This is a genomic window from Anaerobacillus sp. (assembly GCF_046314235.1).
Lineage (GTDB): Bacteria > Bacillota > Bacilli > Bacillales > Anaerobacillaceae > Anaerobacillus.
In genome coordinates this window covers 234,714-255,521 of record NZ_JBKBWN010000004.1, presented here as the reverse complement: position 1 = coordinate 255,521, position 20,808 = coordinate 234,714, and the positions used below count along the sequence as shown (strand labels likewise).

General features: G+C 34.8%; 26 protein-coding genes and 1 riboswitch. Of the genes, 11 read left to right on the top strand and 15 right to left on the bottom strand.

The genetic code is table 11. The features are described 5' to 3' along the window. The first annotated feature begins 133 nt into the window (after nucleotides 1-133). The 4 genes from ACK4M9_RS07315 (at nucleotide 134) to ACK4M9_RS07300 (ending at nucleotide 2,699) form a co-directional block, all read left to right on the top strand. Nucleotides 134-445 (top strand): PepSY domain-containing protein, encoded by a 312-nt coding sequence (locus tag ACK4M9_RS07315; protein ID WP_409848950.1) that lies wholly within the window; start codon nucleotides 134-136, stop codon nucleotides 443-445. 94 nt (nucleotides 446-539) lie between these two features. Then, nucleotides 540-1,127 carry a DUF421 domain-containing protein gene (locus tag ACK4M9_RS07310; RefSeq protein WP_409848949.1) on the top strand — a complete coding sequence of 196 codons (588 nt, stop codon included), beginning with the start codon at nucleotides 540-542 and terminating at the stop codon, nucleotides 1,125-1,127. A gap of 227 nt (nucleotides 1,128-1,354) precedes the next feature. Continuing rightward, nucleotides 1,355-1,924: a sigma-70 family RNA polymerase sigma factor gene (locus ACK4M9_RS07305; RefSeq protein WP_409848948.1), complete on the top strand. Its 570-nt coding sequence runs from the start codon at nucleotides 1,355-1,357 to the stop codon at nucleotides 1,922-1,924. Beyond that, entirely contained in the window at nucleotides 1,917-2,699 is a 783-nt protein-coding gene (locus ACK4M9_RS07300; RefSeq protein ID WP_409848947.1) for a hypothetical protein, read from the top strand. Before ACK4M9_RS07305 ends, ACK4M9_RS07300 begins: the two co-directional genes overlap by 8 nt. Nucleotides 2,700-2,961: 262 nt before the next feature. Here ACK4M9_RS07300 and ACK4M9_RS07295 read toward each other — a convergent pair whose 3' ends face one another. Continuing rightward, nucleotides 2,962-3,351, bottom strand: a complete 390-nt coding sequence (locus tag ACK4M9_RS07295; protein WP_409848946.1) for a VOC family protein — start codon at nucleotides 3,349-3,351, stop codon at nucleotides 2,962-2,964. Between the two features lie 129 nt (nucleotides 3,352-3,480). On the opposite strand from ACK4M9_RS07295, the gene ACK4M9_RS07290 reads away from it, so the two are divergent. Then, complete coding sequence (locus tag ACK4M9_RS07290; RefSeq protein WP_409848945.1) at nucleotides 3,481-3,603, top strand: hypothetical protein; 123 nt, start codon at nucleotides 3,481-3,483, stop codon at nucleotides 3,601-3,603. A 51-nt stretch (nucleotides 3,604-3,654) separates the two neighbouring features. Here ACK4M9_RS07290 and ACK4M9_RS07285 read toward each other — a convergent pair whose 3' ends face one another. Continuing rightward, on the bottom strand, nucleotides 3,655-4,374 hold the full coding sequence (locus ACK4M9_RS07285; protein ID WP_409848944.1) for a YebC/PmpR family DNA-binding transcriptional regulator: 720 nt from the start codon (nucleotides 4,372-4,374) through the stop codon (nucleotides 3,655-3,657). A 360-nt stretch (nucleotides 4,375-4,734) separates the two neighbouring features. Then, entirely contained in the window at nucleotides 4,735-6,015 is a 1,281-nt protein-coding gene (locus ACK4M9_RS07280) for an ATP-binding protein (RefSeq protein WP_409848943.1), read from the bottom strand. A gap of 327 nt (nucleotides 6,016-6,342) precedes the next feature. Next, nucleotides 6,343-6,489: riboswitch (cyclic di-AMP (ydaO/yuaA leader) on the top strand. Nucleotides 6,490-6,572: 83 nt separating this feature from the next. Between ACK4M9_RS07280 and ACK4M9_RS07275 the strand changes: the two genes are divergently transcribed. After that, nucleotides 6,573-7,229, top strand: a complete 657-nt coding sequence (locus tag ACK4M9_RS07275; protein WP_409848942.1) for a potassium channel family protein — start codon at nucleotides 6,573-6,575, stop codon at nucleotides 7,227-7,229. Beyond that, the gene (locus tag ACK4M9_RS07270; RefSeq protein ID WP_409848941.1) at nucleotides 7,229-8,584 is read left to right on the top strand and encodes a TrkH family potassium uptake protein; all 1,356 of its coding nucleotides are present in this window, start codon (nucleotides 7,229-7,231) and stop codon (nucleotides 8,582-8,584) included. The genes ACK4M9_RS07275 and ACK4M9_RS07270 overlap by 1 nt, the downstream gene beginning before the upstream one ends. Before the next feature lie 57 nt (nucleotides 8,585-8,641). On the opposite strand, the gene ACK4M9_RS07265 is transcribed toward ACK4M9_RS07270, so the two are convergent. Then, nucleotides 8,642-9,481 carry a metallophosphoesterase gene (locus ACK4M9_RS07265; RefSeq protein WP_409848940.1) on the bottom strand — a complete coding sequence of 280 codons (840 nt, stop codon included), beginning with the start codon at nucleotides 9,479-9,481 and terminating at the stop codon, nucleotides 8,642-8,644. 9 nt (nucleotides 9,482-9,490) lie between these two features. Further along, nucleotides 9,491-9,901 carry a GNAT family N-acetyltransferase gene (locus ACK4M9_RS07260; RefSeq protein WP_409848939.1) on the bottom strand — a complete coding sequence of 137 codons (411 nt, stop codon included), beginning with the start codon at nucleotides 9,899-9,901 and terminating at the stop codon, nucleotides 9,491-9,493. A gap of 193 nt (nucleotides 9,902-10,094) precedes the next feature. Between ACK4M9_RS07260 and ACK4M9_RS07255 the strand changes: the two genes are divergently transcribed. Continuing rightward, a complete protein-coding gene (locus ACK4M9_RS07255; protein ID WP_486303941.1) occupies nucleotides 10,095-10,415 on the top strand; it encodes a DUF2621 family protein in 321 nt (106 codons plus the stop codon). Between the two features lie 138 nt (nucleotides 10,416-10,553). On the opposite strand, the gene ACK4M9_RS07250 is transcribed toward ACK4M9_RS07255, so the two are convergent. From ACK4M9_RS07250 to ACK4M9_RS07210, 9 genes are all read right to left on the bottom strand, one after another. Beyond that, on the bottom strand, nucleotides 10,554-11,042 hold the full coding sequence (locus tag ACK4M9_RS07250) for an NUDIX hydrolase (protein WP_409848937.1): 489 nt from the start codon (nucleotides 11,040-11,042) through the stop codon (nucleotides 10,554-10,556). A gap of 97 nt (nucleotides 11,043-11,139) precedes the next feature. After that, nucleotides 11,140-11,859, bottom strand: a complete 720-nt coding sequence (locus ACK4M9_RS07245; protein WP_409848936.1) for an ABC transporter permease — start codon at nucleotides 11,857-11,859, stop codon at nucleotides 11,140-11,142. A 1-nt stretch (nucleotide 11,860) separates the two neighbouring features. Further along, nucleotides 11,861-12,586: an ABC transporter permease gene (locus ACK4M9_RS07240; RefSeq protein ID WP_409848935.1), complete on the bottom strand. Its 726-nt coding sequence runs from the start codon at nucleotides 12,584-12,586 to the stop codon at nucleotides 11,861-11,863. After that, nucleotides 12,579-13,433 carry an ABC transporter ATP-binding protein gene (locus ACK4M9_RS07235; RefSeq protein WP_409848934.1) on the bottom strand — a complete coding sequence of 285 codons (855 nt, stop codon included), beginning with the start codon at nucleotides 13,431-13,433 and terminating at the stop codon, nucleotides 12,579-12,581. Before ACK4M9_RS07235 ends, ACK4M9_RS07240 begins: the two co-directional genes overlap by 8 nt. 23 nt (nucleotides 13,434-13,456) lie before the next feature. Next, nucleotides 13,457-14,092: a TetR/AcrR family transcriptional regulator gene (locus ACK4M9_RS07230; RefSeq protein ID WP_409848933.1), complete on the bottom strand. Its 636-nt coding sequence runs from the start codon at nucleotides 14,090-14,092 to the stop codon at nucleotides 13,457-13,459. A gap of 519 nt (nucleotides 14,093-14,611) precedes the next feature. Beyond that, complete coding sequence (gene proC / locus ACK4M9_RS07225; RefSeq protein WP_409849191.1) at nucleotides 14,612-15,451, bottom strand: pyrroline-5-carboxylate reductase; 840 nt, start codon at nucleotides 15,449-15,451, stop codon at nucleotides 14,612-14,614. A 179-nt stretch (nucleotides 15,452-15,630) separates the two neighbouring features. After that, complete coding sequence (locus tag ACK4M9_RS07220; RefSeq protein ID WP_409848932.1) at nucleotides 15,631-16,482, bottom strand: YtnP family quorum-quenching lactonase; 852 nt, start codon at nucleotides 16,480-16,482, stop codon at nucleotides 15,631-15,633. A 137-nt stretch (nucleotides 16,483-16,619) separates the two neighbouring features. Then, nucleotides 16,620-17,258 carry a tRNA (guanosine(46)-N7)-methyltransferase TrmB gene (gene trmB, locus ACK4M9_RS07215; RefSeq protein ID WP_409848931.1) on the bottom strand — a complete coding sequence of 213 codons (639 nt, stop codon included), beginning with the start codon at nucleotides 17,256-17,258 and terminating at the stop codon, nucleotides 16,620-16,622. A gap of 93 nt (nucleotides 17,259-17,351) precedes the next feature. Next, nucleotides 17,352-17,702: a hypothetical protein gene (locus ACK4M9_RS07210; RefSeq protein WP_409848930.1), complete on the bottom strand. Its 351-nt coding sequence runs from the start codon at nucleotides 17,700-17,702 to the stop codon at nucleotides 17,352-17,354. Nucleotides 17,703-17,821: 119 nt separating this feature from the next. Between ACK4M9_RS07210 and ACK4M9_RS07205 the strand changes: the two genes are divergently transcribed. From ACK4M9_RS07205 to ACK4M9_RS07195, 3 genes are all read left to right on the top strand, one after another. Further along, entirely contained in the window at nucleotides 17,822-18,628 is an 807-nt protein-coding gene (locus ACK4M9_RS07205; protein ID WP_409848929.1) for a hypothetical protein, read from the top strand. A gap of 86 nt (nucleotides 18,629-18,714) precedes the next feature. Next, a complete protein-coding gene (locus ACK4M9_RS07200; RefSeq protein ID WP_409848928.1) occupies nucleotides 18,715-19,203 on the top strand; it encodes an RDD family protein in 489 nt (162 codons plus the stop codon). 71 nt (nucleotides 19,204-19,274) lie between these two features. Further along, nucleotides 19,275-19,541, top strand: a complete 267-nt coding sequence (locus ACK4M9_RS07195; RefSeq protein WP_409848927.1) for a YtzH-like family protein — start codon at nucleotides 19,275-19,277, stop codon at nucleotides 19,539-19,541. A 272-nt stretch (nucleotides 19,542-19,813) separates the two neighbouring features. Here the strand turns inward: ACK4M9_RS07195 and ACK4M9_RS07190 are convergent, their stop codons facing one another. Further along, nucleotides 19,814-20,611: a phosphotransferase family protein gene (locus tag ACK4M9_RS07190; RefSeq protein ID WP_409848926.1), complete on the bottom strand. Its 798-nt coding sequence runs from the start codon at nucleotides 20,609-20,611 to the stop codon at nucleotides 19,814-19,816. Between the last annotated feature and the right edge of the window lie 197 nt (nucleotides 20,612-20,808).

The window sequence follows — 20,808 nt, the reverse complement described above, 5'->3', positions numbered from 1 at the left end:
GGTAATTTTGAGGAAATTAGTTATACTAAGCTTAGTAACCATTTATAAATTTTACATTATTTTTATTTATTATTAAGGAAAATTTCACTATAATAAAGAAAACGTTCACATTGTCAGAAAGAGGTGGCTATTCATGAGCTTTAAACGATTTTTACTTGGAGCTGGAATTGGCTTTATTGTTGGGGCCGTCCTTAAAGACCAATTAACGAAAGAACTTATTTCACCTGAGAAGGCTTTAAGAGTAGTAAAGCGAAAATTAGGAAAGCAAGGGGTAGTTGAAGGGTCTTGGATCCATATGATCCCTGAAGACTATGAGAAAAGTCTTTTGGAATATACGGTTTATCGTGGTGGAGTTTCTTGTACGATTGAAGGAGAGTTTTTTCAGTTCGACTTTATTGTCGACGGACATACAGGTGCAATTTTAGAATTAACTTCACAAGATTGATGAAGTAGAGCTTGCAAATGCGAGCTCTTTTCTTTTTTACATAAACAATTTAATAAAGTTTATACTAGAAATATTAGCTTAAAGGAGTGAAATTATGGATTTCAACTTTATTTGGGAATCAATTGTCTTAGTACTAACTGGATTTCTTCTCCTTAGAATATCTGGGAGAAAGTCGATTGCACAAATGTCAATTACAACCACTGTTGTCATGATTTCGATCGGTTCAATTATCGTCCATCCAATCATTGAAGACAGTTTAATTAGAACCGTACTTACGATCGCAATGATTATTGCCATTCTAATTGCTGTAGAGTATTTACAACTCAAGTTTAATCTTATTGAAAAACTTTTTACTGGAAAAGCAAAAAGTGTCATAGAAAATGGACAAGTAAACATCGAAAATTTAAAAAGCATGCGTCTCACCTTTGATAAGCTAGAAATGCAACTTCGGCAAAATGGGATTTCTAATCTCTCAGATGTGAAAAATGCAACAATTGAAGCAAATGGGCAATTAGGTTACGAATTAAAACCTGACGCAAGACCATTGACCGTTGGTGAGTTCAAAAAATTAATGGGTGGTATGGCGCAAATCCAAAATCAAAGTCCTGATGTTGATGGTAATTTATTCTATGAAATCATCTATAAAAAACATAAGTTTCCTAACAAACAACAATATAAGTAAACATTCCTTCCTCTTAATTTGACGCCTCTTGTATATTATTTATAGGAGGCGTTATTTGAATCTGTTGTTCTACATTTATAAGAGAAAATTGTCCTAATAATTAGAACTACAAATATAGACTTGCATTTTGTTGAAGATATAAAAGTAAATAATTCTAGCTTTTTGAAACCAATGACTGATCGGCATCGTCATACTTATGAACTTAATAAAGAGAGGCGGGGATACCGTTGCAATTACAAACCTACGATGACATTTCTAACCTTGATTTTGTCACAATGGATAAAGAAGAAGCGATCGAAGTACTTATGACCGAATATGGCGAAGAGATTAAACGGCTTATTTTTACATATACAAAAAATTGGGCCCAAGCAGATGATTTAACTCAGGAAGTGTTTTTGACCATTTATTTAAAACTTAATCAGTATACGGGCAAGTCAACGATCCGAACATGGATCTATTCAATTGCTATTAACAAATGTAAGGATTTCAAGAAAAGCTGGTATTTTCGTAATATCCAAATTGTCGATAAACTAGTTTCCTTTGCAAAGACGGACACAAAAACTCCGGAAATGGAAACAGTACAAAAAGACGACAAGTCCTTTTTAATGGAGCAAGTAATGTCACTTCCTATTAATTACCGTGAAGTCATTCTATTATTCTACTATAAAGAATTTACCATTGATGAAATAGCAACCATTACTGGTTTAAACAAGGCTACGATTAAAACTCGTTTAAAGCGAGCGAGAGAAAAATTACACACTATTTATGTGGGAAAAAGAGGTGAGTCTGTTGAATAATGAGTTAAACCGATTAAAAAATGAATTTGACGAATATATTTCACCTAATCCTGTATTTACGAATGAAGATAAAATCCGCATTCGCAAAAAGATTGATCAGACAAAAATTAACCGCGTATCACCTAGTTTTATTCCAAATTTATTAACAGTAGCGTTAGTATTGATTGGGGTATTTTTTGTTGGGAACTTTTTCATCAATGAAGTTAATTTCTCTCAAAATGATGCTGCTATGCCAGAGCAATCTAGTGCACCAGATGAACTGCCAATGTCAGATCATGTTGAGAATGAGGCTAGTGAAGAAGCAAAAGAAGCAATTGGTGAATCAGAAGGAGCTTTGGAAGTAAATGAAGGCGTTGGCACTACTTTTGATTACAATACTTATGAAGTGATTGATGGAGAAGTTGCAAATTATTTTTCATATAATTTTCAGGATAGAACAATGTATATTGCTGGTTTAAAGGGTTTTGAAGAATTTGACAATGCCAATGAGGGGACTGTTTCAATCAGCTCTGATGGAAATGTTTTGACTTTCTCTATGACCAAAGCTACTGGTTCTATTACAGGTGCTGTTGACGGACCTAATGTGTATTTTCAAATAAACCTTAACACAAATGAAATAACTATGAAGAGATTCACCCCAGCACCAAACTATGAGGAATTAGGGAAAGAAGAGTTTGCTGAATATAGTAATGAAGTGATTGATTTAAGTGATGAACGATTGGTTGAAATTGGATTATATTTTATAGACTTAATTAATGAGATAGAAGCACTTTAATAACTTCACAAAATCTAACGAAAACAAACGGGAATTGTTAAAGAAGAAATAATAAAAGCAGAGTGATATAAACTGCCCCCAATTGTTAGCCCCCCCTAACGATTGGGGGCAGTTTTTTGCACTGAATTTACAAGTGATACCAAATTAATGATCATTCAAGGTTATAACTCGAAAGTACTTCATAAGTTCTGCTTTTACCTTTTTCATTTTACTGAACTACTGAGATATTCATTTAAGTAAAAAAGAAGCTTTGCCATAAGTGTCAGAGCACCGGAGCTACTAACTCGACTTTCATCCGATCAGGATCTTCAAAATAGACAGCGTAATAATTTTCTCCACCTGCATAAGGGTGTTTATCATTATAAAGAATTGTAACTCCCTTCTCTTTAAGTTGTGATGTGACATCGTCTACATGTTGTTTAGATCTCGCATGAAAAGCTAAATGATTTAAGCCAACCCGACAGCGGTGATACGGGACATCGAGAAACCGCTTTTCTGTCTGCACAAAAACAATGTAAGAATCACCTAGTATCCAACTTTGCCCCATATCCCATTTTTGATAAACACTATAACCTAGGTCTTCTAATAACCAACCCCAAAACTCAGTCGATTTCTCTAGATTTGAAACGTAAATTTCAATATGATGAATCATCTGCATCCTCCAATGTCCTTTTTCTTTATTTCAAATTTAGGTGTTTCTGCAAGATTTAGACAGTGTTAAACCAATATTTTTTGGAATGATATAAATAGAATTGATTACTCTTCAAGGGAGGATATAAAAATGAGAAAAGAACTTGAACAAGCAGTTCAACATGCCAATGAAACGAACCCTACTTCACGTAATGGCGGCAAACCGAGTACATCGAAAAAAACAAAGATGAAGAAAACGAACAAGCACTCTTAACGATATTTTTGTGTGAAAAAGCAGACCTTCAATTTCGAGGTCTGCTGATTGTTATTCACCTAAATCGACGTTATGGTAAACTTGTTGGACATCTTCAATATCTTCTAGTGTATCTATGATCTTTTCAAACTTTGTTTGGGCATCTTGGGGAAGGGTTACGTCATTTTGCGCGAGCATTGACAGCTCTGCTACTGTAAACTCCGTAATTCCAACGTTTTTAAATGCTTCTTGTACTGCATGGAACTGGTCTGGCTCGGCATAGACGATAACTGCCTCATCTTCTTCAAGAATGTCTCTAACATCTACGTCAGATTCCATTAAGATTTCTAGCACTTCTTCAGATGTTTTTCCTTCAATTCCAAATACAGCAGTTGCGTCAAACATATAAGAAACAGAACCGTTTACGCCCATATTTCCACCATTTTTACTAAAAGCTGCACGTACTTCGGCGGCTGTTCGATTTACGTTATTTGTTAGAGTATCCACTATGATCATAGATCCATTTGGTCCAAAACCTTCATAACGAAGCTCCGTGTACGTCTCGTCTGAACTCCCTTTGGCCTTCTCTATCGCACGATCGATAATATTTCTAGGTACACTGTAAGTTTTTGCTCGCTCTAGGACAACCTTTAAGGCTTGATTAGATTCTGGGTTAGGTTCTCCTTGCTTTGCAGCTACATAAATTAAGCGTCCAAATTTGGCATAAATACGAGAAGTATTTGCATCTTTTGACGCTTTTTTTTCTTTAATATTGTTCCATTTACGTCCCATTATTGCTCCACTCTCTTTCAACTTTTATGTATTTAATAGTGCGCCACTTCAACACAAAAACATTCATGTTTTCCACTCTCAACCTTTTATGAACATTGGCAAAAACCATGCAAATAACATCTCCATTCTAAATGTCGCTGGCTTCCCTTTCTCTTCGCTGTAAAATTCTAATGAATTTTAGAGGCTCGTTCAAGGAAATCCAGCGTACACAAAACATTCATGAAAATATCGGTCGATTTCAGAGAAAAAGGCGCATATCTATATTCACTAAATTATTATACAACAATTATATGGCTTGTTACGAGACTAATAACAAAAAATAAACGGATAAGAAACTTGTTGATTAGTTTCCTCAATCATTTATTTTTCTAGCGTTGCAGCTACTTCTTCGGAAACTTCAAGAGGTAAGTAAATTTCAAATTTAGTTCCTTGATTTAATTTACTTTTAACATGTAATCGACCGTTCATTAACTCTATGATTTTCATGACTGCCATCATTCCAAGCCCAGTTCCTTCTCTTCCCTTAGTCGTATAATATGGTTCTCCAAGCCTAGATAATTGCTCTTGGGTCATTCCTTTTCCGGTGTCGATAATTTCAATAAGAAGTTCCCCATTTTTTTCTATCGTCTTCACAAACAATTTACCGCTATCAGGCATTGCTTCAATACAATTTTTCGTAATATTTAATAAGCATTGTTGCAATAGCTGCGATTCTCCGATAACAAAGAGTTGGGTTATGTTTGTTTGAATCTCAACACAATTCATGTTTGCGAGTGGTGTAATGATCTCAATTGCCCTTTGCATTTCTTCTTTAATATTAAGTACTTCAATATTTTCTGGAGAAGGTTTAGCAAATGTTAGGTAGTTACGAATAATATCATTGGCACGGTCAATCTCTGATAGAGAGATGTTTAAAAAATCTTTTCGTTTTTCAATAGGTAAATCAGTTTGCTGCATCATTTGTAAAAAACCTCTAACTACCGCAAGTGGATTACGTACTTCATGTGAAATAGACGATGCTAAATGACTGACAACCTCCATTTTTTCTGCTTTAATAATTCTTTTGTTTATAAAAGAAGTTTCACGAATAATTTCTAAAATATAAATAATAACGACACTCGAACATAACTGTAAGATAAAATGAACTACATCAGCAAAATTAATGACGACAAGATCAAACATGATGATCGTAACAACGATTAATGAAACACTTGTAATAATAGAGAACAACGCACCAATCATTAATTTCTTCTTAATTGATACTTGATGAAACTTAAAGGGACAAAAGATTGTCAGTATTAAAATAAGCGTGGAAATGATAAACGTAGAATAAGCACCTAAACCACCAAAAAAACTGCGATATGCGACAGTGACGACCCATAACACTATACTTGCAGGAACTCCGCCGTACAAACCACCAATAATTTGCGCAACAAAGCGTAAATCATAATAAAAACCTTCACTATAATTAATCGGAAATGATATACAGGTAATAATTGCAAGACTAGTTGAAACAATAAAAATCCATTTTGTTTGATTTTTAGAAGATGATTTGATATTACGCTTTAATAGTAAGGGGACAAATAAGAGAAAAAAAGCTAAAATGAGTACGTTTAAAAGTAGTCCCTCAATATCGTACATGCTACTGCTTCCACCTCCTACTTTAATATACTATATTCTATTAGAATAGTTTAAATAGTCAAAAAAAGAAAGGGTTTTTCCAAAGATAGTAAGTATTTCACGAATTTTTTTCACCTCGATGGTTACTAACACTAAATTACTTTTATATATCATTTTTAACATTATAAATTATCAATTTAGTTGTATCAGATTATGTCATAATTCTCCGACAACATGAAAAGCTCAAATCACTAAAATAGTCTGTTATTTGTGACAATGAGACTTAAAAATAGTACTAAAATAGATGTTGACAATTAACAATTTCAGGAGTAAATTTACATATCATAACCTAATTATTCGCTGAGTCAATTTTGAGCGGGGGAACCAACCTTTCAGTTTTCACACTGATTTTGGGGTGAATCTTACCTTGTAAGAAGGGATACTCTTTAGTCCCTAATCCGACAGCTAACCTCGTAAGCGTTTTGAAGAGGAGGGTCAAATAGGAAACTATTGATCATTCTTTGTAATGGTCTTTTTTTAATGAAAAAATCGAATGAAATTTAAAGGAGTCTTTTTTAATGAAAAAGCAATTTGCTGTAATCGGATTAGGTCGATTCGGTGGGAGCGTTTGTAAAGAACTTTACCAAATGGGGCATGAGGTGCTAGCCATTGATACAAATGAAGACAGAGTTAATGATTTTTCTAGATTTTCTACACATGCTGTTGTCGCAAATGCCACAGATGAAAATACACTACAATCATTAGGTATTAGAAACTTTGAACATGTCGTGGTAGCTATTGGCGATAACATCCAAGCTAGTATTTTATGTACACTACTATTAAAAGAGATGAAGGTTAAACAGGTATGGGTAAAAGCTCAAAACCAATATCACCATAAAGTAGTAGAGAGAATTGGTGCTGACCGAATTATTCATCCAGAACATGATATGGGCATCAGAATTGCTCATTATTTAGTCTCCGAAAAAATAATTGACTATATTGAATTGTCACCAGAATATAGTATTGTTGAACTTATTGCTAGTCGTAAAGTTTCTGAGAATACCATTGCCAAATTAGATATTCGTGCCAAATACGGTTGTACTATTTTAGGCATTAAAAGAGGTGAAAAGGTTACAATATCACCTACCCCTGATCAAGAAATTCACTTAAATGATATTTTAATTGTTATTGGCCATAATAACGACTTAAAGCGATTTGAAGATGAAGGTCTATAATGTTTAGCCAAAGTAAATGGTTTAACATCCGTCTAACTTCAGTGCAGATGGTCGTCTTGTTTTATCTCGGTGCAGTCATGATTGCGACAATCTTATTCAGTTTACCGATCGCCCATCAACCTGGAATTGAGCTAAGTTTTCTAGATGCTATTTTTACAGCTGTTAGTGCTGTTAGTGTTACAGGTTTAACAGTTGTTTCTACAGCTGAAACATTTAGTATCACTGGGATTTTAATGTTAGCTTTTGTCCTCCAATTTGGAGGGATCGGAATTATGACGCTTGGGACATTTATTTGGCTTATCTTAGGAAAAAAAATTGGTTTAAGAGAACGTCAACTAATTATGACAGATCAAAATAGGGGGACCTTTTCTGGTCTTGTCCAATTAATGAAAGAAATATTAAAGCTTATTTTAATAATTGAGTTCATAGGGGGATTAATTCTAAGTCTATACTTTCTACATTATTTTCCTACTTGGCAAGAAGCATTTTTCCAAGGTTTTTTCGCTTCAGTAAGCGCTACAACAAACGCGGGCTTCGATATTACGGGAAATTCGTTAGTTCCATTTGCCAATGATTACTTTGTCCAAACGATTACAATTATTTTGTTGATCCTTGGTGCAATTGGCTTTCCTGTTTTGCTGGAAATAAAAGAATTCTTTAAATATCGTAAACTTAAGAAAAAATTTAATTTTTCACTATTTGCCAAACTTACAACGATTACATTCTTCGGTCTAACCATAATCGGTATGGTTTTCATTCTGATTTTTGATTGGTCGCATTTTTTACTCGATAAAGCTTGGCATGAGAAGATGTTTTATGCGTTGTTTCAATCGGTAACCACGAGAAATGGTGGATTGGCGACAATGGATGTTAGTGAATTTTCAGTGGCAACTCAGCTAATTCTAAGCACACTAATGTTTATTGGGGCTTCCCCAAGTAGTGTTGGTGGAGGGATCCGCACAACAACGTTTGCTATTGTTATTTTAACGATTATCGCTTTTTCCCGCGGTAAAAAATCAGTAAAAATTTTCCGACGCGAGCTTGATCCTGAAGATATTATTAAATCATTTGTTGTTATCAGTGTCGCTATCTTTATTTGTGGATCTGCCGTTATCCTAATAGCTGCTTATGAGCCGTTCCCATTATTGGCTATTGTTTTTGAAGTTGCTTCAGCCTTTGGTACTACTGGTTTATCGATGGGGATTACGCCTAATCTAAGTCCATTAGGCAAGGAAATAATCATCGTCTTGATGTTTATCGGAAGAATTGGTATTTTCTCGTTTCTATTTATTATTAGAGGCAAAGATACCCATGAATCATATCATTTTCCTAAGGAGAAAGTTATTATTGGATAAGAAGAGGCTGTCCGAAAAGTGTTTGACACTTTGGCTGGACAGCTTTTTTCTATTAAGCTATAGTTCATCGTTCCTTAACGTTACTATGACGATCTCTGGCCGATTAAACAATCTTTGGGGAATGATGCTGTTACCTAATCCTCTATTTATGATCATTGTCGATTGCGCTTCTTGATGTTTACCTGCCGTATACTTCGGGAAGAAGCCTTGATTAGGTGCCACTAGCCCGTCAATAAATGGTAGCCTTATTTGTCCACCGTGAGCATGACCAGAAAATATTAAGTCGATATTAAAGGATGTATATAAGGAGAACATTTCAGGGCGATGTGACAATAAGATTTTGTATTGATCGGCTACCCCATGTAAAGCATCTTCTAAAGATGTTTCAACTGCTGAAAATTCACTGTGAGCCCCGCTAATCATGGCCGGATCGTCAATTCCAATTAGAATAATTTCGTCTTCTTTGACTCGAATACTCTCATGACTATTTCTCAATACATGCACTCCACTTGCTACTAACTTTTCTTCTAAGGAATTAAATTTTCCTGACCACGCTTCATGGTTGCCAGTAACAAAGTAGACTGGTGCGATCATCACTAGTTCTTCCATTAATTTTAAACTCACTAATTCATCATAGTTTTTTTGATCTACTAAATCACCTGTAAACACAATTATATTTGGTCCCGCTTCTCTTACTTTATTCGGTAAGCTCTTACCAAACTCTTTACTATGTAAGTCTGATAGCTGAACGATTTTAAAGCCATCAAATTCTTCTGGGAGCTTGCTTGAACTTACTTCATGTTCAGTTATAGTAATTGCATTGTTTTGAAAGTAAAGAAACAAAAGAAATACAAGTGAAATCGTTAAAAGAGATATGAATTTTTTTATTCTTTTCATGTTTTCACCTTAATTCAACTTCGCAAAGGCAACTAACTGACCTTTGTCACAAGAAAGAAACTGATGTTTTTCATAAAAAGCCCTCACATCAGGTGCATCTTCTGTTAACAACACTTTTTGACGTACATCTTGAAACTTAGTAATGATACGGTTCATTAATTCCGAGCCGATTCCTTTATTTTGATAGTCACCAAGTACTAAAATATCTTGAATGTAGATGATTGTTAATCCATCTCCTACTACTCTAATTAAACCTACAAGAATATCTCGATCCCAAGCAGTAATGACCATTAATGATCTTTTAACAGCTTCTTCTAATCTTGGCATATCATTTGTATACGTTGTCCAATTTACATTTTCATAAAGTTCCTTTAAATCTTTACTATTAATTTGTACGTTTTCTTTAAAAACGATTGTCATTGGTAAACACCTCCAAGTAAACTACTACTTATATTATCAAAAAAGCAGGCGTTGTGGGTAAAGTTGTCCAAGATACAATAAAAGCTAGCCGGTTTTCGCTGATGTTTTTCTAAATAATGTATAAAATTTACAATTACTTTCCAAACTAATATAGTCAATCACAATTTCATAAGCAACTTTTTTGCCATACTGAATGGACAAGTATATGATTTATTTACAATATTTTTTTTACATAATGAAAGGGTTGATACTAATGGAATGGAATACAGACGCAAAGGAACTACTAGACGCTCTACTAAAGCCAATCCCTATTTTTGCACGTCCAATGGCACGAAAAGGAATCGAAAAGAAGATTATTGAAGTAACCGAAGGGGAAGCCGTTACTCAAGAAGATGTTGTGAAAGGTTATATTATTGCATCTCCAGGTGCAATGCAAGATCGAGCAGTGAAATTATTAAAAGCCAAAAACATTGATTTAACTCCTTACGAAGAGTTACTTTCAAATTCGAAATAAGAGGCTGTCCCTAAAGGCAAAAATCTGTCACCTCGGTTACATCAAATAGGTTTTTAACCATGCCTATTTCTAGCGTTACCTTGAGGTGAACTGAAACTTTTGGGACAGCCTCTGTTTATTTTTTCCTTAACTCATGTATCAATCAGTCTTAACATGCCATTTTTCAAACTTATTGACATCCATTCCAAATTTTCTCGTTTCCAACCACTCAACAGCTTTTAATACTAATGGTGAGGCATTATCAATGGTTAGTTCAGCAATTGGAACCCAAAGAGCACCGTTCGAATCTTGGTTTTCAAATTGTTCAGGGTCATTAAAGCCACCTCCTGTCAACGTAACTAAATAAAACACAGCAATATGGTGAACATGAGTAACCTTCCGCCAATCCCAAGGGATAATAAAGTCAACAACACCCAAGTTTTTTTTCACTTCAATATAAAAACCTGTTTCCTCAAAAAACTCACGATGAATTCCTTGAAGTAAGCTTTCTCCATCTTCTAGCCTTCCACCAGGTAGATCATACCGATTGATATAAGGTCCTACATTTTTGTTGATAAGTAACAGCTTTCCTTTTTGCGGACAAATCCCATATACACCAAAAGCCCGATAATAGTTTTCTCGTTTCATTGCCCTTTCCCTCCGGCTCCTATATAGTCGTAAAAGATACTACTACATAATCTATAGCAGGAAAACAAGTACCTTATTCCTTTTCATACCTAAATGATTAGACTTTAATTCTCATTATAAATATCTTATAAACTATTGCATTTAAAAATAGCACGTACACCAATCCAATAACAATATATTGATTAAATGTTAGCAATAAAACATCACCACGGATGAGACTACTAATCGCCTTAGCTGGCCAAAATCCTGGAGCAAATGAAAAGAACAATTCTTTACTATCAAGGAAAAATAGAGAAACTATCGGAAAAATAATGATCATTCCTGCCCCCTTCATGACCGCAAACCCTTCAATCTTATTTTTTGCTAAAGCATTAATAAACAACCCTGTCATTGGTGCTGCTAGTGAAACTAAAAATGCTATTGCTAGAATATTCCCTAGACTCAAATCACCAATATTCGAAAACCAGATCACATACGTTGTTGCGATAAATGAGAGCACAAGGACTACTGCCATCCGAAACGACAAAAATTGGTGAATTCCCAAAGGTGTCACGTGAATTGATGTTAAGATGTGGTCATCACGGTCGTCTAATATAGAAAATCCAACTAATGCTCCATAAACATGAGGTACTAAGAGAACCAAGATTACGATAATCAAATCGGCATAGTATCCGATACTAAATCCCGTATTCTCTGCGATTAACGGCAATACATAACGACCGACAACACCAAATAAAATCGGATAAAATACCATAAATTTTAAGAGTGGATCGCGTAACCATTTTTTCCATTCACTCACCAAAAAGCTTTTATACATACTACACACCACTTTCTTTAAGAGCAAATTCATCGTGTTTTTTCAAAACGATGATAAATACTGCACTAGAAATCATGAACAAATAGACAATTGAAATGATGATCTCCCACGTCTCGGCAATTCCAATCGAGGCATTAAGTAAGATCATTGAAGCCTTTGTTGGAATTGCGTACAATAGTTTCACTAAGAAATCGTTCGTTATTAACCCAATTTGTTCAAGTAACACCGGAATAATAAATACAAACGAATATTTCATCATTGCCATTAACAACTGGGTGAAATCTTTTGAATAATACGTTAGTAAAAAGCCTAAGAGCGAATGAAAAAACGATATGAAAATCACCGCAAAAATTAGCCACAGTAAGTTAAGTTCTAGTTCTTTAAACAAGGTTGCATACGTAAATAATAGTGCCAAAGTGATTAGATTTGAGGTGATGTTCGCCGTTGTTTTTGCCAAAATATATTCTAGCTTGTGAATCGGAGAAACTAACAAGCTCTTCATACTCCCTTCTTGCTTTTCAAAAAACATGGTGACACCAATCATCAAGATTGACATCGACGTTGCATCTAAAAATAATAAGAGCGGAAAGATATTACTGACATTTTGAATTTCAGTTAAGTGAAGGACGCCAATCCATAGTAAGGCAATAACGAAGCTCGCCCCTAATACATGATATTTTTTCATCCGCTGTAACTCACCACTGAATAGAACAAAGAAATTACTCATTGGTTCCCACCCCTGTCACTTTAATGAAAATATCATCAAGGGTTGTTTCTTTACTGTGAATTGTTACAATTTCTCTAGTTTTCACGATTCGCATAAACTCGTCACTACTCTTTAAAGCATCAAGATCAAACGACATTCTTTCGACTTCGCTATCTCGCTTGTACTCTACCTCAACACTTCGTTCACCATGTTTTAACTTTAGATTTTTTGGAGTATCAATTTCTGCTATTCTGCCATCTGCCATAAATGCTACACGGTCACAGAGCTCATCGACATCATTCATTAAATGAGTTGTCAGTAATACAGTCCCACCCTCTTGTTGAAACTGCTTAATCATTGCCTTAATATTCCTTGCATTTTTCGGATCTAGACCGTTTGTTGGCTCATCAAGAAAAAGGATTTTCGGTTTATTTAATAACGATCTAACAAAATTTAATCTTGCTTTCATTCCTTTTGAAAATTCGTTGACTTGTTTATTACGATCCTCATATAAACCTACCTGCTGTAAAAGTTCATCTGTATTTGCATGCGTTTTATATAATTTTTTAAAGAAAGATAGATTTTCATTTGCTGTTAATTTTGAAAAATGAACTGGCATTTCAAAACCGACACCAATTTCTTGATAGAACTCCTTACCAAAAGACTTTAGATTTTTATTTTTGTATAAAACCTCACCGTTGTAGTTCGTTAATAGCTTTATTAATATTTTTTGCGTAGTACTTTTCCCAACACCACTAGGTCCTAACAGACCAAACACTTCGCCTTGTTTGATTTCAAAGCTAATATCGTCGATTGTATTTTCTTTATTTTTTGGGTATTTAAAACTCAAATTGTTTACATGAAACATTGTATATCCCCCCGAGGTTTTTTTTAGTTTTCTTTCTTTTTCAGTCCATGCTCTAAAATGTAAAGCATCTTATCAACATCTTGTAAAAACCCGTCAATGTCATCTAAAAAATGTTCATTTTCTGTACTGGCTAAAAAATTATCAACGACTGCTAAATTCATGGTGTAAAACAACTTAGCAGCGATACTGACATCAACCTTAGGGTCCACATCCCCTTTCGCAATTCCCTTCTTTAATAACTCCTCATAAAACAGATACGACTTTTCAACTAAACCTTGAACAACTTCATTTCTAACACTCTCTTCTTCCTTATAAAATCTATTGCCCATTTGTGCTAGCTTTGGATGATCGTTTGCGAAACGTATTCCAGCTTTATAAAGCTCTTTCATAATGACAAATGTATTTAACTCATTCATTTGGGAAACTACGGCATAGATGTAAACCAGCTTTTCCTGACCGGCTTTTTCAAGGATATACTTATAGATATCTTTAATGTCAGTAAAATACTGATAAAAACTCCCTCGTGATATCCCCGCCTGTTCAATCATTCTTGCGATGCTCGCTTGATTAAACGTGTTAGTTGCAAATTCTTCAATAGCGGCATTCGTAATTCGTTCCCGCTTATCAATTGGTAAGTTAAAAAATGTTTGCGTTGGCATTACATACGTCCTTTCTTAGAAAAGCATAATTTTGGGAAGGTTACCAATACGATCATTCGCTCCCTATGAGTTGTGCGCTTGTTTCAAAAGTTATATATGACAGCATTGTCATATATAACTAAAAAAATAAATAACATCTTTGTCATGTGAACTTTAAAAGTAAATTGCATATATGACAGGTGTGTCATATATATTATACGACACACCTGTCATATTATCCATTAATTATTAAATATTTTAATACAATCATTAAATTCTGAGTTACTCTACTAATTTAAAAAATGAAGGAAAAATTGCAACGCCGAGTGTGTGGCAATACGAACACTACGTTGACCACATTGTATACGGGGTGTTGAGGGATGAGTGACAAAGCGAAACGGGTTAGAAGTGAAGTTATCCAATTAGTTAAGTAACAGTCCCCTCAAGCACGATTTTCAGCGTTTCAATTAAAAACAATGCTACATTCGTGCCTAAACGAGGTGACTGTCACTTATTGACAACGGCAATTAAACCTATAATTTATCTTACAGTAACTGTTTCAAACTGTGTACGAAGTTCCTTTGATCGATGAGCAGCACCTTTTACAGCTGCTTCGATTGCTGTACAACCGCCTGCTGCTTCTAACGCTTTTAATCCAGCTTCAGTCGTGCCATTTGGAGAAGTAATATTTTTTCGTAATGTCGCTGGTTCGGTTTTCGTTTCTGCCAACATTTTTGCCGCACCAACAATCGTCTGAACGGCTATTTCTTTTGCTAAAGCCGGATTTAACCCGCCATCACAGCCTGCTTTTTGTAAGTGTTCAATCAGTTTATAAAAGTAGGCAGGACCGCTACCAGCTACACCTGTAAAAACATCCATTTCATCTTCAGCAATAACAAATACATGACCAATGGCTGCTAATAATTTTTTTGCTAGGATAATATGTGGCATTGCTACATACTTTCCGCCTGCGATGGCTGTTGCCGATTCTCCAATCATACTTGAAGTATTTGGCCTGACTCGAATAACTGGAACTTCACTTTGAAGCTCTTCTTCTAAAAAGCGAGTACTAATTCCAGCCATCACAGACAGAACCACTTGCTCTTCGCTGAGATTACCACGCAATTTCGGCGTTACAGAAGTAACATCTTTTGGCTTTATCGCTAATATTAGAATGCTCGCTTGGGCGACAACAGAACTTAATTCATCCGTTACTATAACTCCGTACTTTTCTTCTAGTTCATTTCGTCGTTTTGTATTACTTTTATTTGTGACAATTATTTGTTTTGGAGCAACAATTTCATTTTTCAATAAACCAGCTATCATTGCCTCAGCCATTGAACCTGCTCCTATAAAAGCGATCGTTTCATTTGTAAACATCAAATTGTTTACCTCCTATCTTTTTCCATGCTTTATAATGCTAACATGATGTTTATTCTTTAAACAACCGCTTATTGGAAAGTCGTGTGTATGATGGCGAGATAGTAAATGAAAGCGTAACCATTGTCTGCTAAACGAAAAAAGAGCGCATATATGCAGAGATATCGGCGCTCACAACGTTATTTAGCAATTTTTTCTCGTAATACTTCTTCAATAATTTCTATATCATTATTCCATTTTAATGCTCGATATTTAAAATCATGGTAAAAAATAAACCAGGCTGATTTATCAAGCCCTTCTTTTAACCACTTCTCTTTAGCAAATATTGAACCCATCGGATAATCGTCATAGGCTAATACCCATAAAGAATTTTGGTGCGCATGTGTCGGCATAAGATCGGCCATATGGATGAGTAATTCTCCATCACGTTCAATTTTCACAATACTATGCCCGTCACTATGTCCTCCTGTATGAAACATATGAATTCCTGGAACAACTTCAATACTTTCTTTAAACGTTTTAACTTGATGCTCGATTGGCTGCCAATTTTGCTGCCAATACGTATTTCGTGAACGAATGTTAGGATTTTTACACTCATTCCATTCAATTTCACTTGTAAGGATTGTCGCATTCTCAAAGGTGGGAACAAGCGTATCATTTTGCCATTTCGCTAGACCACTTGCATGATCAAAATGCATATGCGTCATTAGCACAAAATCAATATCCATTGTTGTTAAACCAAGCTGTTTTAACTGATCTTCAAGCTTTGATTCTTCAGTAATTCCATAATTACGCTTTTGTTTATCGGTAAATTTCCCATTTCCAATTCCTGTTTCAATTAAGAGATTTTTCCCATCTACCTGAATGAGTATTGGGTCAGTTCTTAGTTCGATTTGATTTAAATCATTATGTGGATATTTTCGTGACCATAACGGTTTTGGGACAACGCCAAACATTGCACCACCATCCATATGGGTAACACCGCCATTTAACCACGTTAACATTATACTACCTAGCTTTAATTGTTCCACAATCATTCCCCCTAATTAGTAAAGCATAGAGCACCAAATTCAGACCGATAAACTACCACTTCCGGTTATCGAATAAGATTGTCAGATTGATGCTCTTGCCAAGCAGTTAAGAGATTTATTAAATACTATAATAAAAATTAACGGAACTGGGCTTCACATCGATAAATACGCATTCCTTTACGTGAAAATTTCTCTTCATATTCTGTCATGACATTTCCTTCAATACCACTGTTATGCAGGTCTAAACTTACATTATGCAGAATCATTCCGTACTTTGAAAAACTATGCAGAGAATATTCAAACAATGCTTGGTTATCTGTTTTGAAATGAATTTCTCCTTGTTTCTTCAGCACTTGCTCGTACATTTTTAAAAAACCTTCGTAAGTCAAGCGACGCTTTTCGTGACGATTTTTTGGCCAAGGATCAGTGAAATTAATATAAACTCTGTCCAACTCACCTTGCTCAAAATAGTTCATTAAATTAATAACATCTTCATTTAACAGCTTAAAGTTGGACATTCCAGCATCTTGAATACGTTCTAAAGCAGTTATAATAACACTGTCGTATTTTTCAACCCCTATACAGTTGATATCTGGATGTAATTGCGACATTCCAGTTAGAAACTGGCCTTTCCCAGTTCCCACTTCAATGTGTATAGGATTGTCGTTACCAAAAACCTCATGCCATTTACCTTTTTTAGTCTCTGCATGTTGAATTACAATTGAAGGGTGCTGTAAAAGTTCTTCTGTTGCACCTGCTTTGTTTCTTAGTCTCATCTTTGTCAACCTCACTCAAAATTAAATTCAATTTATTTATCTGATATCCCTGCTAAATAACAAGAGTTTTTCTACTTTTTCATTTAAATTATCTTACCCGTTAAAGACAACAACGTCCCATTTAACTGCTATATTAGGGTCATGGTCGACAGCAGCTGTAACATAGAGTAAATTAGCTACTTTCCAGACGATCACCTCTTTATAATCCTCCTCGGGATCATCGCCAACATAAGAAGTTTGGATATTATGAAATAACGGACTTGATTGGTCCCGTTCCGCTAGATCCAAAGCCCGCCCTTGCCACGGGTGTTGTTTAACTTGTGTCATCGTATATTCAAACATTTTAATTTCTTCAATAAGATCAGCTTCTGTGATAATAACATCTCCTAACAAAGCTGATGTATCGTGATAGATCGTCTCAATTAATTTAGTAGAAAAAATCATCGTCTACGCCTCACTTTCTAACTTCCAAAAGTTATTTTAACATAAATAAACGTATTCTTTCACTATTCGTTAAGAATCTGTAAAATAGGTAATGATGGAAATAGAAAGGTGTGAGGAGAATGATTAATCAACCTGAACCAGTTTATAGTTACACAATTCCTTATTACATATCTCATGAAGGCGAGACGGACGAGCTTTTTGTCTCAGAAAAGACATATGAAAAATTTTTAAAATCTTTAGAAGTGGAAAAGGTTGTACTTATTAGCGGAAAGTTACATCCAATTTCTAGTGAGTACGGTGAAGTAACAACTACATTATTTGATCAAGAAAAAGCGTCGATAGTCATAGGAACAAAAGATTATCAAGAATATACAAATGAGCTTTTAGATATAGCGATTGCCCAAGAATTAGAGAAAGTAATCCTTACTGATAAAGAGAATTTTTCTCGTTTCTTATATGGTGAAGAAACTCCCGATATGATTAAAATGTTCATAGATGACATTCAACAAACATTAGAGGAAATCCATATAGCGAAACGCCTTAAAAAAGATGGATATAGGATTACCGCCAGAGAGCAACTATTAGCAACAGACATTCTAGCAAACCCAGTACAATGGAGTGCCATTCGCGATCTATCACCTTATGAGAATGAACATGGATTATTTTTACTAACGAAGCTATTTTTCTTGGTTCATGTGGAGGAAAGCTTGTTTCAACAATATAAAAAACAGTTACAGCCTCACTACCCTCTTCTCTTTGTAGAATTAGAAAAGCTTCTTAAGGAAACGAAGAAACTAAATCTATCCACATTAAAAGGGCGTGAAAAGGCATTAGTTAAGACTCTCACTAAACTACGTTACATAAACTATGTAAAAAAAGTTTCAATAAAAGAAATTGAATCATTTCAATTATCTATGGAAACTTAAAAATTAGTACAAATTTTTAAAAAATTTCGAAACCTTCTTTGTATGTAAATCGTAAATTTACTGTATATATTTGGGAGGTGTAGTTAGTGTCGTTAAATGAACAATGGATTCAAAAATTAACAGCAGTTCATTACCGAGCAAGTTTTTGGAGTAGGATATTAGGTTTTATTTTTGATTTAGTAACTATGTTTTTCTTGTGGCTAATTGTTGGCGTCTTTACAACCTTGTGGATGTTAGTGACGTCTAATGCACCAAGTGATGATTTCATTTTCATTAGAACTTACATCTTAGAAAATGAACCACATTTATTTTACACAGCTATTGGCATACAAATCGTTGTCCTTTTGCTTTATTTATTTATTTTACCGATAACATTTAAATATCCGCGTACAGTTGGCATGATGATTGCTGGAACTAAGTTTTTAGGTACAGATGCTAAAGAAATTACCAAACTAACCTATTTAAAAAGAGAATTATTAAAATGGATACTATTTCCTGGGGCCCTGCTGCTTTTTCGGAAAAACAAACAATCTGCAGCAGATCTCCTTACAAAAACGTATGTCACATATTATTAGAGCGTGGATAAAAAGCACCCATGATACACAACCTAACATGTAAATTTAGTTACATTAAAGGATGTGTAAGAATGGATTACCAAGATAAACTAACATTAATGGCAGATATACTTAAAAACCAACAACAATTAGGTTATGGAACGACAGATGAATATAGTCAAATACATCGTCTTGCCGAATCATTAAAAGAGCAAGGACATTTTGATGAAAACATGCAACAGACTTTAGCAAGTATTTCTGCTTATTGTGCTAGTGGAAATTGTGCAGAAAAAGCTCCTCAAATTAATCAATGGCTTTCATCGATTAATGAAATGACGTTACCATATTCACATGAGTAAAAGTGCCGTTCTAACTCTATTCTATTCCTTGTGACAGTTTTGTACTCAAGTGTGTTTGGACACTCAATAACTTAACTTTAGTAGCAGTATTGCCCTGGAAATATGTCAAAAAATGAAGAAAATTAGCAAGAGGCTGTCCCATAAGTGTCAGAATACCTAGAAGTCATACTTGAAATAGAAGTGTATGTTTGTACAAACTCTATTTATAGTAGCTGAGGTGACTGATACTTTGCTATTGGACAGCCTCTTTTAAATTTGTTGTTTGTTCTTACCTAGATTTCGGCAACAGTCGTTACTTCTAAAAGTTCACATAAATAGGAAATCCAATACTTCATCTCAGAGTACTCTTCTCTTTGTTTATGCCAAAGGATCCCGTATATTGTTTGAGAAATAACATACCAGTGCATTTTTTTACACAAATCATGAGTTAAGATCAAGCCATATTTCTTGAGCCAATCTTCCCAATCTTGCCTTGGAATGTACCAATATAATAGTAGGCCTAAATCTAAGGCAGGATCAGCAACCATAGCTCCATCCCAGTCTATTAAGAATAAGTCTCCTTCTTCACTAAGAACCCAATTATTATGGTTAATGTCACAATGACATACAACATATTGTTGTGGCTCGACTTCAGTAATTTCTTTCTTTAAAAAAGAAATAGCATCATTAATAATTGCCTCATTCAATGACACAGTACGCAATCTTTCTGTAAGTTCGTTTACAATTGAGTGTGGTGTTAGTGGTTTATTGCCGATCCGCTTAAACATTTCAAGTAGTTCCTTAGAACGATGAATTTTACTTAGTAGCTGTGCTACAAGGTCTTCATCCATTTCAAAGGACTTTAGTTCCCTTCCGTTTACCCAACGCTGCGCCGTAATAACATCACCATTTTCCAAGCGTCTTGTCCAGAGCAGTTTAGGAACAATGCCTTCAGCTGATAAAACAGCTAAAAAAGGGGAAGAATTCCGTTTCAAAAACAGTTTCTCTTCACCGTGCTGGGCATAATATGCTTCTCCTGTTGCACCACCAGCAGGGATAACCTGCCACCCTTCACCTAATAAATGTTCCAACAACTTCACCCTCATTTTTTGATAATGTTATTACGTACGTTCTTCTATATGATAGATCATCTCGTGACCTTATACTTTTAAAAAACTCCGCTAAATTCTAATAATACTAGTATAACGCATTTTTTGTAAAGAACATATGAAAAAAAACGAAATTTGCTAAAAGATGTCATGTCGCTTAGCGTAAAAGAAAAAGGAAA

What these genes read in the sequence shown, in the direction of transcription:
- ACK4M9_RS07210 (WP_409848930.1), bottom strand. Translation starts at nt 17,702, where the DNA reads ATGATTTTTTCTACTAAATTAATTGAGACGATCTATCACGATACATCA.
- ACK4M9_RS07295 (WP_409848946.1), bottom strand. Translation starts at nt 3,351, where the DNA reads ATGATTCATCATATTGAAATTTACGTTTCAAATCTAGAGAAATCGACT.
- ACK4M9_RS07255 (WP_486303941.1), top strand. Translation starts at nt 10,095, where the DNA reads ATGGACAAGTATATGATTTATTTACAATATTTTTTTTACATAATGAAA.
- ACK4M9_RS07205 (WP_409848929.1), top strand. Translation starts at nt 17,822, where the DNA reads ATGATTAATCAACCTGAACCAGTTTATAGTTACACAATTCCTTATTAC.
- ACK4M9_RS07310 (WP_409848949.1), top strand. Translation starts at nt 540, where the DNA reads ATGGATTTCAACTTTATTTGGGAATCAATTGTCTTAGTACTAACTGGA.
- trmB (WP_409848931.1), bottom strand. Translation starts at nt 17,258, where the DNA reads ATGAGACTAAGAAACAAAGCAGGTGCAACAGAAGAACTTTTACAGCAC.
- ACK4M9_RS07265 (WP_409848940.1), bottom strand. Translation starts at nt 9,481, where the DNA reads ATGAAAAGAATAAAAAAATTCATATCTCTTTTAACGATTTCACTTGTA.
- ACK4M9_RS07275 (WP_409848942.1), top strand. Translation starts at nt 6,573, where the DNA reads ATGAAAAAGCAATTTGCTGTAATCGGATTAGGTCGATTCGGTGGGAGC.
- ACK4M9_RS07285 (WP_409848944.1), bottom strand. Translation starts at nt 4,374, where the DNA reads ATGGGACGTAAATGGAACAATATTAAAGAAAAAAAAGCGTCAAAAGAT.
- proC (WP_409849191.1), bottom strand. Translation starts at nt 15,451, where the DNA reads ATGTTTACAAATGAAACGATCGCTTTTATAGGAGCAGGTTCAATGGCT.
- ACK4M9_RS07235 (WP_409848934.1), bottom strand. Translation starts at nt 13,433, where the DNA reads ATGTTTCATGTAAACAATTTGAGTTTTAAATACCCAAAAAATAAAGAA.
- ACK4M9_RS07245 (WP_409848936.1), bottom strand. Translation starts at nt 11,859, where the DNA reads ATGTATAAAAGCTTTTTGGTGAGTGAATGGAAAAAATGGTTACGCGAT.
- ACK4M9_RS07240 (WP_409848935.1), bottom strand. Translation starts at nt 12,586, where the DNA reads ATGAGTAATTTCTTTGTTCTATTCAGTGGTGAGTTACAGCGGATGAAA.
- ACK4M9_RS07315 (WP_409848950.1), top strand. Translation starts at nt 134, where the DNA reads ATGAGCTTTAAACGATTTTTACTTGGAGCTGGAATTGGCTTTATTGTT.
- ACK4M9_RS07280 (WP_409848943.1), bottom strand. Translation starts at nt 6,015, where the DNA reads ATGTACGATATTGAGGGACTACTTTTAAACGTACTCATTTTAGCTTTT.
- ACK4M9_RS07195 (WP_409848927.1), top strand. Translation starts at nt 19,275, where the DNA reads ATGGATTACCAAGATAAACTAACATTAATGGCAGATATACTTAAAAAC.
- ACK4M9_RS07260 (WP_409848939.1), bottom strand. Translation starts at nt 9,901, where the DNA reads ATGACAATCGTTTTTAAAGAAAACGTACAAATTAATAGTAAAGATTTA.
- ACK4M9_RS07270 (WP_409848941.1), top strand. Translation starts at nt 7,229, where the DNA reads ATGTTTAGCCAAAGTAAATGGTTTAACATCCGTCTAACTTCAGTGCAG.
- ACK4M9_RS07230 (WP_409848933.1), bottom strand. Translation starts at nt 14,092, where the DNA reads ATGCCAACGCAAACATTTTTTAACTTACCAATTGATAAGCGGGAACGA.
- ACK4M9_RS07290 (WP_409848945.1), top strand. Translation starts at nt 3,481, where the DNA reads ATGAGAAAAGAACTTGAACAAGCAGTTCAACATGCCAATGAAACGAAC.
- ACK4M9_RS07250 (WP_409848937.1), bottom strand. Translation starts at nt 11,042, where the DNA reads ATGAAACGAGAAAACTATTATCGGGCTTTTGGTGTATATGGGATTTGT.